The 14,507-nt window shown below is 66.1% G+C and carries 10 protein-coding genes; all 10 read left to right on the top strand.

What is annotated here, in order from left to right:
- Positions 1-763 precede the first annotated feature (763 nt).
- The 10 genes from FBZ90_RS27690 to FBZ90_RS01880 all read left to right on the top strand — a co-directional run bounded on the left by FBZ90_RS27690 (position 764) and on the right by FBZ90_RS01880 (position 14,438).
- Entirely contained in the window at positions 764-1,024 is a 261-nt protein-coding gene (locus tag FBZ90_RS27690; protein WP_186455555.1) for a hypothetical protein, read from the top strand.
- The gene (locus tag FBZ90_RS01920) at positions 960-1,844 is read left to right on the top strand and encodes a response regulator transcription factor (protein ID WP_145729333.1); all 885 of its coding nucleotides are present in this window, start codon (positions 960-962) and stop codon (positions 1,842-1,844) included. The genes FBZ90_RS27690 and FBZ90_RS01920 overlap by 65 nt, the downstream gene beginning before the upstream one ends.
- Positions 1,810-3,315, top strand: a complete 1,506-nt coding sequence (locus FBZ90_RS01915; RefSeq protein ID WP_186455554.1) for a sensor histidine kinase — start codon at positions 1,810-1,812, stop codon at positions 3,313-3,315. Before FBZ90_RS01920 ends, FBZ90_RS01915 begins: the two co-directional genes overlap by 35 nt.
- 148 nt (positions 3,316-3,463) lie before the next feature.
- A complete protein-coding gene (locus tag FBZ90_RS01910) occupies positions 3,464-5,443 on the top strand; it encodes a sulfatase-like hydrolase/transferase (protein ID WP_145729331.1) in 1,980 nt (659 codons plus the stop codon).
- 257 nt (positions 5,444-5,700) lie between these two features.
- Positions 5,701-7,164 carry a mannose-1-phosphate guanylyltransferase/mannose-6-phosphate isomerase gene (locus tag FBZ90_RS01905; RefSeq protein ID WP_145729330.1) on the top strand — a complete coding sequence of 488 codons (1,464 nt, stop codon included), beginning with the start codon at positions 5,701-5,703 and terminating at the stop codon, positions 7,162-7,164.
- A 136-nt stretch (positions 7,165-7,300) separates the two neighbouring features.
- Entirely contained in the window at positions 7,301-8,629 is a 1,329-nt protein-coding gene (locus FBZ90_RS01900; RefSeq protein ID WP_145729329.1) for an outer membrane beta-barrel protein, read from the top strand.
- A gap of 198 nt (positions 8,630-8,827) precedes the next feature.
- The gene (locus FBZ90_RS01895) at positions 8,828-9,535 is read left to right on the top strand and encodes a polysaccharide biosynthesis/export family protein (protein WP_145729328.1); all 708 of its coding nucleotides are present in this window, start codon (positions 8,828-8,830) and stop codon (positions 9,533-9,535) included.
- Positions 9,535-11,826 (top strand): GumC family protein, encoded by a 2,292-nt coding sequence (locus FBZ90_RS01890; RefSeq protein WP_145729327.1) that lies wholly within the window; start codon positions 9,535-9,537, stop codon positions 11,824-11,826. Before FBZ90_RS01895 ends, FBZ90_RS01890 begins: the two co-directional genes overlap by 1 nt.
- 88 nt (positions 11,827-11,914) lie before the next feature.
- Positions 11,915-13,186, top strand: coding sequence for a glycosyltransferase (locus tag FBZ90_RS01885; RefSeq protein ID WP_186455553.1), 1,272 nt, complete (start codon positions 11,915-11,917; stop codon positions 13,184-13,186).
- Entirely contained in the window at positions 13,176-14,438 is a 1,263-nt protein-coding gene (locus tag FBZ90_RS01880; protein ID WP_186455552.1) for a glycosyltransferase, read from the top strand. The genes FBZ90_RS01885 and FBZ90_RS01880 overlap by 11 nt, the downstream gene beginning before the upstream one ends.
- Positions 14,439-14,507: the final 69 nt, after the last annotated feature.

The following is a 14,507-nucleotide window of genomic DNA, read 5'->3' as shown; positions in this document are numbered from 1 at the left end:
CCCCTGCCACGCACCCACTACGGCCGGTTGTATCCGGTCTTAGTCATATACCGCACTGCAATAGACATATATCACCCGCGCCATGTGACGAAACTGTGTTCGCCGAATGCCCAATGGCGGCCACACGCCGGGGCAGGGCATTGTTACCGTGCTTGCAAACGGCACCAATACGTTTGATAGATTGCCTTTATGTTAAATTGTATGTAATCAGAAGTTGCTCAACTGGTCCCGCCTTAATCAATAAATCAAAACCATCGTTAAGCCTTTCGGTAGGAATACGCGGCCGCCCAGGCGCCACGGTGATGCCACGATCCCGTGCGACGTAGGGGCGGACGGCTTCTGAACCATAATAAAGGCGGCGACCCCAGCCCACCGGGGATCACTCGCCTTCGAAGGCAGGCTCCCCGGGAGGGACCACCCCAATGATGTGCGTGACCGGCCGTCGGCTGACACCCGATGGCAGGCAAACGGAGGTCGTCCCTTATGGAGGTTCTTAGTGGTGTGCGCAAAACTTTGGCATCGGGCAGGCCTATCGGGGCTGATGCTGCTGTCGGGCTGCACCGCCTGGTTGCCGCCGTGGGAGCAGGCCAAGCCCGCACCGCAAAAGATAGCGGTAACACGCCCCCAGCCCACGCGTGCCAAGGCTCCCGCGACGGCCTCCGCTAACGGGGGCCCGTCCACCAGCGACGCCCGCGTGGCATCCGCTCGCCGCCCCCCCTCTCCCACCACCCCATCGGTACCGGCGGCCGGAACGGCGCAGCCCATGAACGACATCGACCTGGTAGGAATGGACGAATCCCAATTGCAGGCCCTGATGGGGCCCCCTTCCTCACAGCATGACCTGTCTCCGGGGAAGGAATGGCTCTACCGGCACGGGGCCTGCACCGTCGACCTGACACTGTACCCAGACATCAAGACGCAGGCTTACCGCGTCCTAAGCTATGAGGTGACAAGTGACAATGACACCGGCGACCGCAAACGCTACTGCCTGGCAGACCTCCGGGCCGTGGCTCAAGCCAAATGACGTCCTGCCGGCCGTGCCGGCCCGCGTGGTCCTTGTCGACGATGACGAGGCCTTTCGCGAAGCGGCGACGGGAGAGCTGGAGGATCTGGGCTTCGCCGTTACCGGATTCCCCGACGCGAAATCTCTGATCCAGTACCTGACCAGCGCCGACGGCGCCGGACTGGACGACAGCGCCGCGGATATCCTGGTCGTCGATTGGTGCCTGGAACGCACCCTGGGCATCGACCTTCTGCCCGATCTGCGCCGCCGCGGCTGCCGCATCCCGGTCATTTTCCTGACCGGCATGTCCATGCCCGCGAACGAAACCCTGGCCCTGGACCGGGGCGCGGTCGACTTCATCGACAAGACACGCGGCATGTCGGTCCTGGCCCGGCGCATCCGCCTGATCCTGCAGCCGCCGACCGCCGCCACCCCTACCCCAACGACAAAGGGGGGGGATGAAATCATCTGCGGGAATCTTACCCTTAAGCCTAAGGTCAACCGGGCCTTCTGGCGAGGCCGCGACGTTATGCTTACGGTGACCGAGTTCAGTATCGTCGAGTTCATGGTGGCCAATCTGGGTGAGCACGTCACCTACCGGGCCATCTATGACCGGGTGCACTGGAGCGGTTTCATCGCCGGCAGCGGTGAGGATGGCTACCGGACCAACGTGCGCTCGTCGATCAAGCGGATCCGGAGCAAGTTCAATGCTATCGATCGTGGCTTTGCGGAAATTGAGAATTTCGCGGCCTTCGGCTACCGATGGCGTGACCCGACCAGCATCGACGCCCTATCGTCTGACATGGATGGCCCGGAGGATATCCGGATCACTCACGGTTAGGCTGGGCTTCCTGCTGCTGATTTTCGCCGCCCTGCCCTTCATCCTGTACGGCCAGTTCGAGACGGCGGACCGCAAGGAAAGGGAAATTGTCACCAAGAACCTGCGGTACAGCAGCTGGCTCATCGCCCAGGCTTTGAAGCCTCTGCTGAACCGCGAGAGCGGTCCGCCCACCGCCTCGTTGAACGACGAACTGGCCAAGTACGACGGTGACGGCACCAACCTGAAATTGATGTTCCAGCCCAAGGGAGGAGCCGCCGGCCAGGACGGCGGCTTCTACTTCCTGGCGTCGGCGCCCAAGGTCGACGCGGCCGACCTGGGCGCCACGCTGGACAACCTGCAACGCCACGGCATCGTCGCCCAGGTGGCCGAAAGCTGCACCTGGGACAAGCCGGTGGACATCCGCTACACCCAGCCCACGGGGCATGAGGAGATCCTGACCTCCGTCATCCCGATCCAAAGCCGCTGGGGCTGCTGGGTCCTGGTCTCCTCCCACGTCACGTCGGAATTGCTGGCGACCGCCATCGGGCGCCCCTATTGGCAAACGCCGCAGGTGCGGCTCTCGCTGATGCTTTACTTGGCCGTGGCCGTCATCGCCCTGCTCACCGCCCTGTCGGTGCGCCGCCACATCCGTCATTTCCGACACGTCGCCCGTGAAATCCGCCAAGGCCGCGTGGCCGGCAACACCTTCGCCAGCCGCAACGCCATTCCCGAGCTGGACAGCGTGGCCCAGGATTTCGACGGGCTGGTGCATGACCTGCACCATGTCGCCGGCGTCATCCGCCAGACGGCAGAAGACAACGCCCATTCCTTCAAGGGGCCGGTCGCCACCATCCAGGCCTGCCTGGAACCGCTGAAGCGCCTGGTACCGGCGGAGCATGCGCGCGGCAAGCGCGCGGCGGAACTGATCGAACTGTCGCTGGACCGGCTGAAGGCCCTGATCTCCGCCTCGCAATGCCTGGATAACACCATGGCGGACATGATCGAATCGCCCCGCGAAAGCGTGGACCTGACGCAGATCGTGGCCGACATCCTGAAAAGCTATCGTGAGGTGTTGGTGGCCCGCCAGATCCGCCTCAGCCGGCAATTGCAGCCGGAGGTCCTGGTCCGCGCGGGCAAGGTCGCCCTGGCCGTGGTGGTGGAGAACATCCTCGACAACGCCGTCAGCTTCACCCCCGACGCCGGCGCCATCGCCGTGCGCCTGCAGGAGGAGGAGGGCGTGATCAACCTGACCATCGAGGACAGCGGGCCCGGTATCGACCCCGACAAGATCCACAACATCTTCGACCGCTATTTCTCCCTGCGGCCACCCGATCATGCCCGCCGCGACGCCAAGGGCGGCTCACCGGGCCATGCCGGCCTGGGCCTATGGATCGTGAAGCGCAATGTGGAGGCGCTGGGCGGCACGGTCACCGCCACCAACCGCATCGGCGGCGGCCTGAAGGTCCACATCATCCTGCCCGCAGCGACCTAACCTATAGATATAAAATTCTTAAAAGAATAGCGCTTGGCTGAATGATTTCTCGCCCATATAGTCTGCAACGCGACATAGGCTCGCACAGGTTGCATTGCGCAAGCTGTCCCGGGTGAACGGTCGCCACAACGGGAGGGACGCATTCGCCATGACCACGAGCCCCAACATCCTGCTGGTCACCACCGACCAGTATCGCTTTCCCCGCTTCTCCTATGGCCCCGAGGGCGGCTTCGCCGAGGCCCTTAAGCGTATCCTCGGCTTCCAAGGAACGGTGGGGCCGGACGATCCCTACGCCAAGTTCTTCCCCGGGCTGCTGCGCTTGCGCCACAACGCGGTGGTGCTGCGCAATCACACCATCGCCGCCAGCGCCTGCACGCCCAGCCGCGCCACGATCTATACCGGCCAGTACGGCACGCGCACCGGTGTGACGCAGACCGATGGCCTGTTCAAGAGCGGCGACGCCGCCAACTTCCCCTGGCTGGCGGCCGACGGCATCCCCACCCTGGGCAGTTGGATGCGGGCCGCCGGCTACAGCACCCATTACTTCGGCAAATGGCATGTGAGCAACCCGCCGGACCACAGCCTTGAGGCCTACGGCTTCGACGATTGGGAGGAGTCCTATCCGGAGCCGCATGGCGCCTCACCCAACAATCTGGGCACCTATCGCGACATCGGTTTCGCCGATTCCGTGTGCAATTTCCTGCGCCGCAAGGCGCTGGGCCTGGATTATGACCGCGCCGCCGCGATCAAGAGCGAGAAGGCGCCCAACCAGCCGGCGCCGGACGCGTCGAACGCCCGCCCCTGGTTCGCCGTCGCCTCCTTCGCCAACCCGCACGACATCGCGACATATCCGGCGGTGATCTCCCAGGCCCTGCCGTCCGACGGCCAAACCCGGACCGGCACCCAGTCGCCCTTTGGCCCCCTGACGGTGCCCCAGCAGGGCGACCGCACGCCCCCACCCACGGGCGGCACCTTCCAGGTCGCCCTGAACCCTCTGGGCTTTCCGCAGGACTGCGCCCACAACCCGCCCACCCTGGCGGAGGATCTGTCGACGAAGCCGTCCTGCCAACACGACTATGCGTACAAGATGGGTTTGGCCCTGTCGGCCAAGATTGGCTACAATTTCGCGGGTGTTGCGCCGACGGACAAGCTGGACGCGGCCCTGGCCACCACGCTGAAAAGCTGCATCCCCTTCCAGCTGACGTCCGATCCCGCCACGTCGGCCCAGGATTTCATCCAGCTTTACGCTTATCTGCACTCCCTGGTCGACACGCAAATCGACCGCGTGCTGAGCACGCTGGAGGAGTCCGGCCTCGCGGAAAACACCATCGTCGTCTTCCTCGCCGACCATGGCGAGTATGCCGGTGCCCACGGCATGATGATCGAGAAGTGGCATACCGCCTACCAGGAGGCGCTGCACGTCCCCGTGGTGGTGCAGTTTCCACCCTCCACCCATGTTCACGGCGGCCTGCGCCAATTGGACCAGGTGACCAGCCACATCGACATCCTGCCCACCATCCTGGGCCTGGCCAAGGTGGATCAGGCGGAGGTGGCCAGCCGGCTGGCCGCCACGCGTGGGCCCTTCCCACCCCTGCCGGGCGCCAACCTGGCCCCCCTGATCCATGGCAGGACGGACGTGGTGATGGAGCCGGACGGCACGCCCCGCCAGGGGGTGCTGTTCATCACGGATGATGAGATCACGGAACCGCTGCCGCCCATTGGCGATCCGCACGAAACGGCGTCCTATGGCCAATTCGCCATCTACGACGCCACGGTCGCCGCCGTGCGCCATGGGTGGCACGGCAAAGGCCCCGTTCCCGACCTGACGCCGGGCCCGGTCCGCCAGCCCAACCATGTCCGCTGTGTGCGTACCGCCGATTTCAAGCTGGCGCGCTATTGCGATCCCCAGGAGCGCGTGCCGCAGGAATGGGAAATGTACGATCTGCGCAATGATCCCAATGAGACCACCAACCTGGTCCACGTACGTGTCTCGCCGCCAACGGCCCGTCCTGATCTGCCGGCGTGGGCCCCTCACGGCGCGGTGCAGGCGGAGGCGGACCGCCTGGCCCACCTGCTGGCGCGGCTGGAGGCACGGGACCTCCCCCCCCTGGCTGCGGACGCGACCTGACACCCAAGTACATCGCCGATACCGTGCAGCGCCGCCCCTCACCGGGCGGCGCTTTCGTTTGCGCCACTCGCCGCCGCACCCGTCCAAGAGGGGCGGGGCGGACGGTCCACCCTTTTTGGGCGCGGACCATGGCGCGCGGCTCGTCCCCTCCTGATCGGCCCGGAACACCCGGCCACGGCTTGGTCACTGGCCCGCATCGGGCCCGACCCGTAGCGTCACGGTCAAATGTTCCCACCCTGAAGCGGAGCGGTCATAAAATGCATGACGTGACGGAGCGCGTGTCCACCCGAGCCCTGCGGACCACGCAAATCCATCCGGTTCTTCTGTCCGGCGGCGCCGGCACCCGGCTGTGGCCCCTCTCCCGGGCGATCCACCCCAAGCAGTTCCTGGCGCTGACCTCTGACCGCACGCTGTTGCAGGAGACCGCGGCGCGCAGCCTGGGCGACGCCGGCTTCGCCGACCCGGTGGTCATCTGCAATGAAGAGCATCGGTTCATGATCCATGAACAGTTGCACGGCATGGGGATCCAGCCCCAGACCATCATCCTGGAAAGCGCCGCCCGCAACACCGCCCCGGCCATTGCCGCCGTCGCGCTGTGGCTGATGGACCGCGACCCGGACGCGCTGATGCTGGCGCAGCCCTGCGACCACCTGATCGGCTCCTTGCCTGATTTCTACCTGGCGGTCGCCAAGGGCGTTCCGGCCGCCCAGGCGGGCCATCTGGTCACCTTCGGCGTCGTTCCGGACAAGCCGGAGACGGGATACGGCTACATCCGCACCGGCGCCCCGCTGCCCGGTGTCGACGGCGTCCGCGCGGTCGAGCATTTCGCCGAGAAGCCCAACGCCGAAACGGCGGAGAAATACCTGGCCAGCGGCACCTATCTTTGGAACAGCGGCATCTTCCTCATGTCCGCCCGCCAGTACATCGCGGAACTGGAACGCCTGCAGCCGGACATGGTCACCGCCGTGCGCGAGGCTATCGCCGCGGGCAAGGAGGACAACGGCTTCTTCCGTCTGGACGAGGGCTGCTTCACCGCCGCCGCCGCGCTGTCCATCGATCATGCCGTCATGGAGCATACCGACAAGGCGGCCGTCATCCCGGTGGAGATGGCCTGGTGCGACGTCGGTTCCTGGCGTTCGCTCTGGGACGTCAGCCATAAGGACGACGACGGCAATGTCGAGCAGGGCGACGTCATCCTGCAGGACGTGACCAACAGCTACGTCCATTCCGACGGGCGCCTGGTGGCCGCCATCGGGGTGAAGGATCTGGTGATCGTCGCCACCGATGACGCGGTGCTGGTCGCCGACGCCGCCCACGCCAAGAACGTGGGCAAGGTGGTGGAGCAACTGCGCCGCCGCAACCGGTCGGAAGAAACGCACCACACCACGGTGTATCGCCCGTGGGGCTATTACCGCGCCGTGGATATCGGCTATCGCTTCCAGGTGAAGCGCATCATGGTGAAGCCGGGCGCCCGCCTCAGCCTGCAAAAGCATCACCACCGGGCGGAGCACTGGATCGTCGTCCAGGGTACGGCACTGGTGCAGCGGGACGGCGAAAACCGCCTGGTGCGCGAGAACGAGTCCGTTCACATCCCCATCGGCATGGAGCACCGCCTGGAGAACCCCGGCAAGCTGCCCCTGCACCTGATCGAAGTGCAATCCGGCGCCTATCTGGGCGAGGACGACATCGTGCGTCTGTCCGACACCTACGGCCGCGCGTAAGCGCGGCCCCCTTCCGAATGTACGGGAGCAGGGGGCCACTTCGAACGCGCAAGCGGGCGGGGAACGGGGGGCAACCCGTTTTTAAACCAAGACGCGGTCCCGCAAGGGCAACGCGCCAAGCCCGAGGTCAAATCCAATGCCTTCACACCACCGACGCCCTCTCACCCCGGCGACGGGCTTCCCGTTATCGGGAACCCCAGCCGGGGCCGGCCTGAAGCATCGCCTGCTGGCGACCGGGGCCGGTCTGGCCCTGGCGGCCGGCCTGGTCCTGCCGGCCGGTGCGCAGACCGACACATCGCCGGATGAGACGGTGGCGACCCGCCAACACCCGGAATACGACCCCACGGGCATCCGGATGGGCGGCTTCATCCTGTACCCCAGCGTCACGTTGGATGAGGTGTTCGACAGCAACATCTATGCGACGCAAGGCCACGACACCAGCGACCTGATCACGGTGCTGCAGCCCAAGCTGGAGCTGAAGTCCAACTGGAACGTGCACCAGTTGAACCTGCACGCCAGCGGCGACATCGACTGGTACGCCCAGCACAGCCGCGAAAACTACGCCAACTATGACATCGGCGCGGACGGCCGGCTGGAAGTTTACCATGACGCCTGGATCGCCGGCGGCACCGACTACAGCCTGTGGCACCTGCCCCGCACCTCGCCCAACAACATCGTCGGCCAGGCCGACCCCACCGAATACAACCAGGCATCGGCCAACGTGGTGGGACACAAGGAATTCGGCAACCTGTTCGTCGAGCTGGGCGACAGCTACAACCGCTATGACTTCGCCAACGCCAAGACCTTCGATGGCCGGACCATCATGTGGGAACGGCAGAACCACGATGAGAACGAGGTCAGCGTCCGCACCGGCTACACCATCCAGGGCCTGTACGAGCTGTACGTGAAGGGCGCCTACAACACGCGCAATTACGACAGCGCGTCGGACATGAGCGGCTTCAACCGCAATTCCAACGGCTACACCGTCCTGGTCGGCGGCAAGTACAACCTAACGGGCATCACCTCCGTCGACCTGTTGGCCGGTTATCGCTCGCAGGATTATGACGACCCGCGCCTGGGCACCTTCTCCGCCCCGACGGGCGGCGCCAAGATCACCTGGAACGTGACGCCGCTGACCACCGTGACCGGTGAAATCACCCGCGATATCGACGAAACCATCGTGGTGGGGGCCGCCGGCTACTTCGCCACGAAGGAAACCGTGGCCGCGGATCATGAATTGCTGCGCAACCTCATCCTGCACCTGCAGCTAAGCCATGAGTCTGACGATTTCCAGAATATAGGCCGAACAGATGATGTCTACGGCATCGGCCTCGGCGGAAAATACATGCTAAACCAAATGACCGCCATCAACGTGCGCTATAACTACCAAGTCCGGTCATCTAACGGCACCGGAATCGGCTACGCCGATCACAACATATTGGTCGGACTGACCTTCCATATGTAAGCCAATACTGGCTGTATCCATCGGCGATCACAGCACATGCGGGGGCGGCCCTCGTTTGATCACAACCGCCGCCTCCCGTGTTTGATAAAACCATCGTGTGGGCCCGGCGAGAAACGGGCCGTCACCAGGTAAACCAACGGATGAGAGAACCTGGCGCCCTGGCGCCAGACGGTCTCCCATCAAGCAGAAGGTGCCGGAATGCTGCCTTCCAGCCTCATCTCCCAATACCCCCACCGGCTGGTGCCCCCATTGGCGTCCCAATCGGCATCCAGGCTGGCGGTCGTCACCGTCATGGCCGCCGCCCTGGTGCTTCCCGTCATGGCCCGCGCCCAGAACGACGCTCCGCCGCCGGCACCGAACGCCGCCGCCACCAGCGCCAACGTCGTCGCCAACACCGACACCACCGGACGTCCCGGCGCCCCGGCGCCGGGCGGCGTGGCCGCCGCTGACTATCAGCTGGGCCCCGGTGACCGGGTGCGCATCACCGTTTTCGGCCAGCAGGATCTGTCAGGCGAATACGCCGTGGACGGCAGCGGCACCCTGTCCTTCCCCCTGGTGGGGCAGGTGCATGCCGGCTCGCTGACCGCGGCCCAGCTGGGCAAGTCGCTAGAGAGCAGCCTGTCGCCCAATTACATCAAGAACCCCCATGTGAGCGTGGAAGTGCTGAGCTATCGGCCCTTCTACATCCTGGGCGAGGTCAAGACCCCCGGCAGCTATGCCTATGTCTCGGGCATGACGGTGCTGAACGCCGTGGCGCTGGCCGGCGGCTTCACCTACCGCGCCCGCGAGGATGATTTCCGTCTGCAGCGCACCGCCAAGGACGGCAGCAAAACCCAGGTCGACGCCGAACCGACGACGCCGGTCCAGCCCGGTGACGTCATCACAGTCCGGGAGCGCTATTTCTGATGACTTTGCCCGAGCAGCCCCGCGCCCTGGGTGGTGGTCCCATCCTCCCCCGGCGCCTCACCGCCGCCCCGCCGGCCCCCCGCCCCATTTACATGCCGCCGCCGCAACAGCAGCAGCGGGACGTGTTGGACACCTACCGCAAGATCTGGGCGCACCGCCGCCTGGTGCTGGCCTGCACCGTGGGCGCCGCCCTTCTGGCCGGCATCGTGGGCTGGAGCATGCCGTCGCGCTACACCTCCGAGGCGCGGGTGCTGGTGGGCGTGCCCCAGCCGTCGATGGAGGGCATCGGCCCCACGATCGCCTCGATCACCTTCAACGCCGAGCGCGTGCAGAGCGAGGGACTGGTCGCCCAGTCGCGGGAGTTGGCCCAGAAGGTGGTCGACCGGCTGCATCTGAACGATGACCCCGAGTTCAACCCGGACGCCAAGACGGCGGCGCCGCAGGTGCCCGCCTGGGCCCGCCTGCTGCCGGCCAGCGTCGCGGAATGGCTGGCCAAGCCCAAGGCCAGGGCGCCGGAGACGCCGGAAGAACAGTCGCGCATGGCGGCCATCATCAACAACCGCACGGTCGACATCCTGGTGTCCAAGCTGGACATCGCCACGGTCGGCCGGACGGACGTGCTGAAGATATCCGCCACCACGCGCAACCCGGACACGTCCTCCCTGGTGGCCAACGCCGTCGCCGACGCCTATCTGGCGGAGCAGCGCGACGTGAAGGTCGGGACCGCCAGTCGGGTGGAAGAATACATGGAAAGCCGCATCGCCGACCTCCGCCACCAGGTGGAGGACAGCGAGAAGGCCATCGAGGATTATCGCAAGCAATACGGCCTGTACGATCAGCAGAACGGCACCGGCATCATGGGCCAGCGCCTGACGGAGCTGAACACCCAGCTGATCACCGCCCAGACCGCCAAGGCCGACGCCGAGGCCCACCTGAACGACGCCCAGAACCTGATGCGCCAGGGCATCACCGGCGACAGCGTGCCGGAGGTGCTGAACAATCCCCTGATCCAGTCGCTGAAGCAGCAGCAGGCCGCCGCCGAGCAGCGCCTGGCCCAGCTGTCCGCCACCTATGGCGACAAGCATCCGCAGGTCACCGACGCCAAGGCCCAGATCGCCGACGCCCAGCGCAAGATCAGGGCGGAGATGCAGGGCATCATCAACGGCCTGCAGAACGTGGCCCGCACCGCCAACGCCCGCTATCAGGCTGTGCTGCGCGACTTCAACGAGGCCAAGGGCTCCCTGGGCGCCGACAACCAGAACGCCATCCACCTGGAGGCGATGGAACGCGACGCCGCCGTCAACCGGCATCTGCTGGAAACCATGCTGACGGAAGAGAAGCGCCTGATCGGCCGCCAGCAGCTGGAGGCGCCGGACGCCCGCGTCATCTCCCGCGCCACGCCGCCGGTGGCCGCCAGCTATCCGCCCAAGGCCCTGATCCTGCTGCTCGGCACCCTGGTCGGCGCCGTGGCCGGCATGCTGATCGCCCTGCTGATGGAGGAGGCGGACCAGACCTTCCGCCAAGGCAGCCAGATCGAGAGCGCCACCGGCGTCCCGGTGGTGGCCCTGGTGCCGGAGGTGAAGGGCAAATCGCCCACCGCCCAGGTGCTGCGCGAGCCCGTATCCCCCTTCGCCGAGACCCTGCGCAAGATCCACATCGCGCTGGAACTGTCGGAGATGGAGTACAGCCCGCGCACCGTATTGCTGTCCTCCGCCGCCCCCGGCGAGGGCAAGAGCGTCATCATCGCCGCCCTGGGCCGGCTGCTGGCCAGCCATGGCCGGCGCATCCTGATCATCGACTGCGACTGGCGCTCCCCGTCCCAGCACAAGCTGTTCAACGTGTCCAACAAGTACGGCCTGGCCTCGCTGCTGACCGATGACAGCGTCGTGCTGGACGACTGCATCCACCACGACACCCTGTCGGGGTTGGAGCTGATCACCGCCGGGCACTGGACCTCCAAGGACACCCGCATGCTGACATCCGACCGGATGCGGATCCTGTTGCAGACCTTCGCCAAGAACTACGACCTGGTGCTGATCGACACGGCCCCGGTCCTGGTGGGCGCGGAGGTGCTGGCCATGTCGCGGATGGTGGACAAGGTGCTGTTCACCGTGCGTTGGGACCACACCCGCCGCAACGCCGCGTTGCAGGCCCTGCGCCAACTGGTGGAGGTGCAGTGCGACCTGGCCGGCGTGATCATGTCCCGCGTCGATCCGCGGCGCTACCGCCAGTACGGCTACGGGCCGCTGAACTACGACTACGCCCGTCCCCTGGCCGATCACTTCGGCTGAGCCACGCCTGGTCAAGGCCACTTCGGTTAAGGATAGCCCCATGGAGCGAGAGGCCCTGCGTGACTTGCCGCCCGAGGGGGCAAGGGGGATGGATCTTCCTCCTTCCTCCATCCCCTCCCCCCAGGCGGCCCTTTTGACCCGCGCCTATTCCCCGGAACTGATCGGCTCCGCCCCCCAGTGCGCCGACCTGGCGGAATGGCTAACCCAGAAGGGGTGCGAGACCACGGTGTTCACCGGCCTGCCCTACTACCCGGGCAATGAGGTCTTCACCCAGTACCGGGACTTCAAGGGCGGGCACGAGGTCATGAATGGGGTGCGGGTGGAGCGCCTGCGGGCCATGATCCCGCGCAAGGGCTCCGCCAAGGCCCGCATCCTGGCGGAGGCCAGTTTCCTGCTGGCGGGATTGTGGGCCCGCGCCTCCGGCCGGCTGAAGCCCAAGCCGCTGGTCATCAGCCTCTGCCCGTCCATCCTGACGGTCGCCCTGGGCTGTCTGGTGCGCCAGCGCGACGGCCGCCATGTCGCCATCATCCACGACATCCAATCCGGCATGGCCAAGGGGCTGAACATGGTGTCCAGCGGCGGCCTGGTGAAGGCCATGCGCTGGTGCGAACGCACCGTCCTCAACCGCGTCGACCTGATCGTGGTGCTGACCGACCACATGGCGGAGCAATTGCGGGACCTGGGCGTGACGCAGGACATCGAGGTCGTGCCCATCTGGGTCGACACCGACCGGCTGTATCCCGAAGCGCCGAGGGTTCCAGCCAACGACAGCCCAACCATCATTCCAGCGCCCAAGATCGCCGCCCGCCTGTTGTACAGCGGCAATTTCGGCCTGAAGCAGGGCCTGGGGCAGGTCCTGTCCATGGCGGAGGAGTTGCAGCGCCGCACCGATGACGTGGAGATCATCCTGCGGGGCAGCGGCGCCATGCGCCCCGCCCTGGAAGAAGAGATCGCCGCCCGGGCCCTGCGCCGCGTGCGCGTCACCGGCCTGCTGCCGCCGGACCAGCTGCGCCAGGGCCTGAGCGAGGGCGACATACATTTGGTGCCGCAGGAGCCCGACGCCGCCGCCTTCGCCATCCCGTCGAAGATCTTCAACATCATGGCCGTGGGCCGACCCTTCGTCACCACCGCCAAGCCGCACAGCCCCCTGTGGCATTTGCAGGAGCGCAGCGGCGCCTTCGTCTGCGTGCCGCCCCACGATACCGAAGCCTTCACCGACGCTGTCCTGCGCCTGGTCCGTGACGCGCCGCTGCGCCGGGAACTGGGCGCGCGGGGGCGGCGTTTCGTCGAACAGCATTATTCCCGGTCCCATGTCCTGGGGGGGTTGGTGCGGCGACTGGATGCGCTCTATGCCAAATAAGGTTACCGCGGGGGCGCGGGCGGTTCCGCTCGCGGACAGCCCCCGCTCCTTCGTGATTTTCGAGCCGGACGCGGAGGGGCACCCCTGCGAATGGCTGAAGCACCTGATGCACTTCGCCGTCGCCGACCGGCGGAACTACCGGGTTTCGTTCGTGGTGGCCCGCGAGCTGTACGACGAGTTGTCGGCCGATGATGCCGCCGGCCGCCAGGACCGCGTGCGGATCCTGCCCCTGGAGCCCTCGGAACAGGCGCTGTGCCGCCACCCCCTGCTGCCGGTGCGCGGCTTCGCCCGCTGGTGGGTCATGCGCCGCTATCTGGAGCGCACGGGGTCCGAGGCCGGACATTTCCTGTCGTTGGATCATCTGACCCTGCCGCTGGCCCTGTCGCTGGGAGCGCGGGGCCGACGGTTGTGCGGCGTCCTGTTCCGGCCATCGGTCCATTACCGGGCGCTGGGAAGCTATGAACCCAGCCTGAAGGAATGGATGCGCGACGCGCGCAAGGCCCTGCTCTACCCCCTGATGCTGCGCAATGCCGCGGTGCACCGCGTCCTGTCCCTGGACCCCTATTTTCCCACCTTCGCCCATGATCGCTACACCCAGGGCGGCAAGGTGCGGACGGTGGTGGACCCGGTCCATCCCTTCGTGAACGAGAAGCCAGAGGAGCGGAGGCTGGCCGACAGCATGCCCACCGACCGCGTCACCCTGTTGCTGTTCGGATTCCTGAGCGAGCGCAAGGGCGTGCTGTCCCTGCTGGACGCCTTGTGCCGGCTGCCAGCGGACGCGGCGTCCAAGGTGGGCGTCATGATCGCCGGCAAGGTCGATCCCGCGCTGCGGGAGCGGGTGTACGCCGCCCTGGACCGGGTACACCGGGAGCAGCCCGACCTGTGGATCCATCTGGAGGACAGGCGGCTGACCAGCGGCGAGATCAACGCCCTGATCAAGGAAACCTCCGTCGTGCTGGCCCCCTACCAGCGCTTCGTCGGGTCCAGCGGCGTGCTGCTGTGGGCGGCGCAAGCGGGCAAGCCGGTCCTGACCCAGGATCTGGGCCTGCTGGGCTGTCTGGCCCGCACCCATCGTCTGGGCCTGGCGCTGGACACCACCAACAGCGACACCCTCTCCAAAGGCATAGAATATCTATCGGAAAGCGACACCCGGAGTTATTTCGACCAGGAAGCGGCGGCGAACTATATCCGCCATCAGAGTCCGCAGAACTTCGCTTCCGAAATAATCTCCAGCCTTATGGGCACCACCTGATCGGGATATGACTGGGCGTGATTGCCGCACCTGCGAGCAAGTCCCAGCTTGGTCACAGGACTTCTTAGG

The sequence above is a fragment of the Nitrospirillum pindoramense genome, from assembly GCF_007827955.1.
Taxonomy (GTDB): Bacteria; Pseudomonadota; Alphaproteobacteria; order Azospirillales; family Azospirillaceae; genus Nitrospirillum; species Nitrospirillum amazonense_B.
Note: the sequence above shows the minus strand (reverse complement) of the source record. Positions and strands in the feature narration are given on the sequence as shown.

Excerpts from the sequence above, each read along its gene's own strand:
- FBZ90_RS01915 (WP_186455554.1), top strand. The coding sequence starts at position 1,810 with ATGGCCCGGAGGATATCCGGATCACTCACGGTTAGGCTGGGCTTCCTG.
- FBZ90_RS01920 (WP_145729333.1), top strand. The coding sequence starts at position 960 with ATGACACCGGCGACCGCAAACGCTACTGCCTGGCAGACCTCCGGGCCG.
- FBZ90_RS01900 (WP_145729329.1), top strand. The coding sequence starts at position 7,301 with ATGCCTTCACACCACCGACGCCCTCTCACCCCGGCGACGGGCTTCCCG.
- FBZ90_RS01895 (WP_145729328.1), top strand. The coding sequence starts at position 8,828 with ATGCTGCCTTCCAGCCTCATCTCCCAATACCCCCACCGGCTGGTGCCC.
- FBZ90_RS01880 (WP_186455552.1), top strand. The coding sequence starts at position 13,176 with ATGCCAAATAAGGTTACCGCGGGGGCGCGGGCGGTTCCGCTCGCGGAC.
- FBZ90_RS01910 (WP_145729331.1), top strand. The coding sequence starts at position 3,464 with ATGACCACGAGCCCCAACATCCTGCTGGTCACCACCGACCAGTATCGC.
- FBZ90_RS01890 (WP_145729327.1), top strand. The coding sequence starts at position 9,535 with ATGACTTTGCCCGAGCAGCCCCGCGCCCTGGGTGGTGGTCCCATCCTC.
- FBZ90_RS01885 (WP_186455553.1), top strand. The coding sequence starts at position 11,915 with ATGGATCTTCCTCCTTCCTCCATCCCCTCCCCCCAGGCGGCCCTTTTG.
- FBZ90_RS27690 (WP_186455555.1), top strand. The coding sequence starts at position 764 with ATGAACGACATCGACCTGGTAGGAATGGACGAATCCCAATTGCAGGCC.
- FBZ90_RS01905 (WP_145729330.1), top strand. The coding sequence starts at position 5,701 with ATGCATGACGTGACGGAGCGCGTGTCCACCCGAGCCCTGCGGACCACG.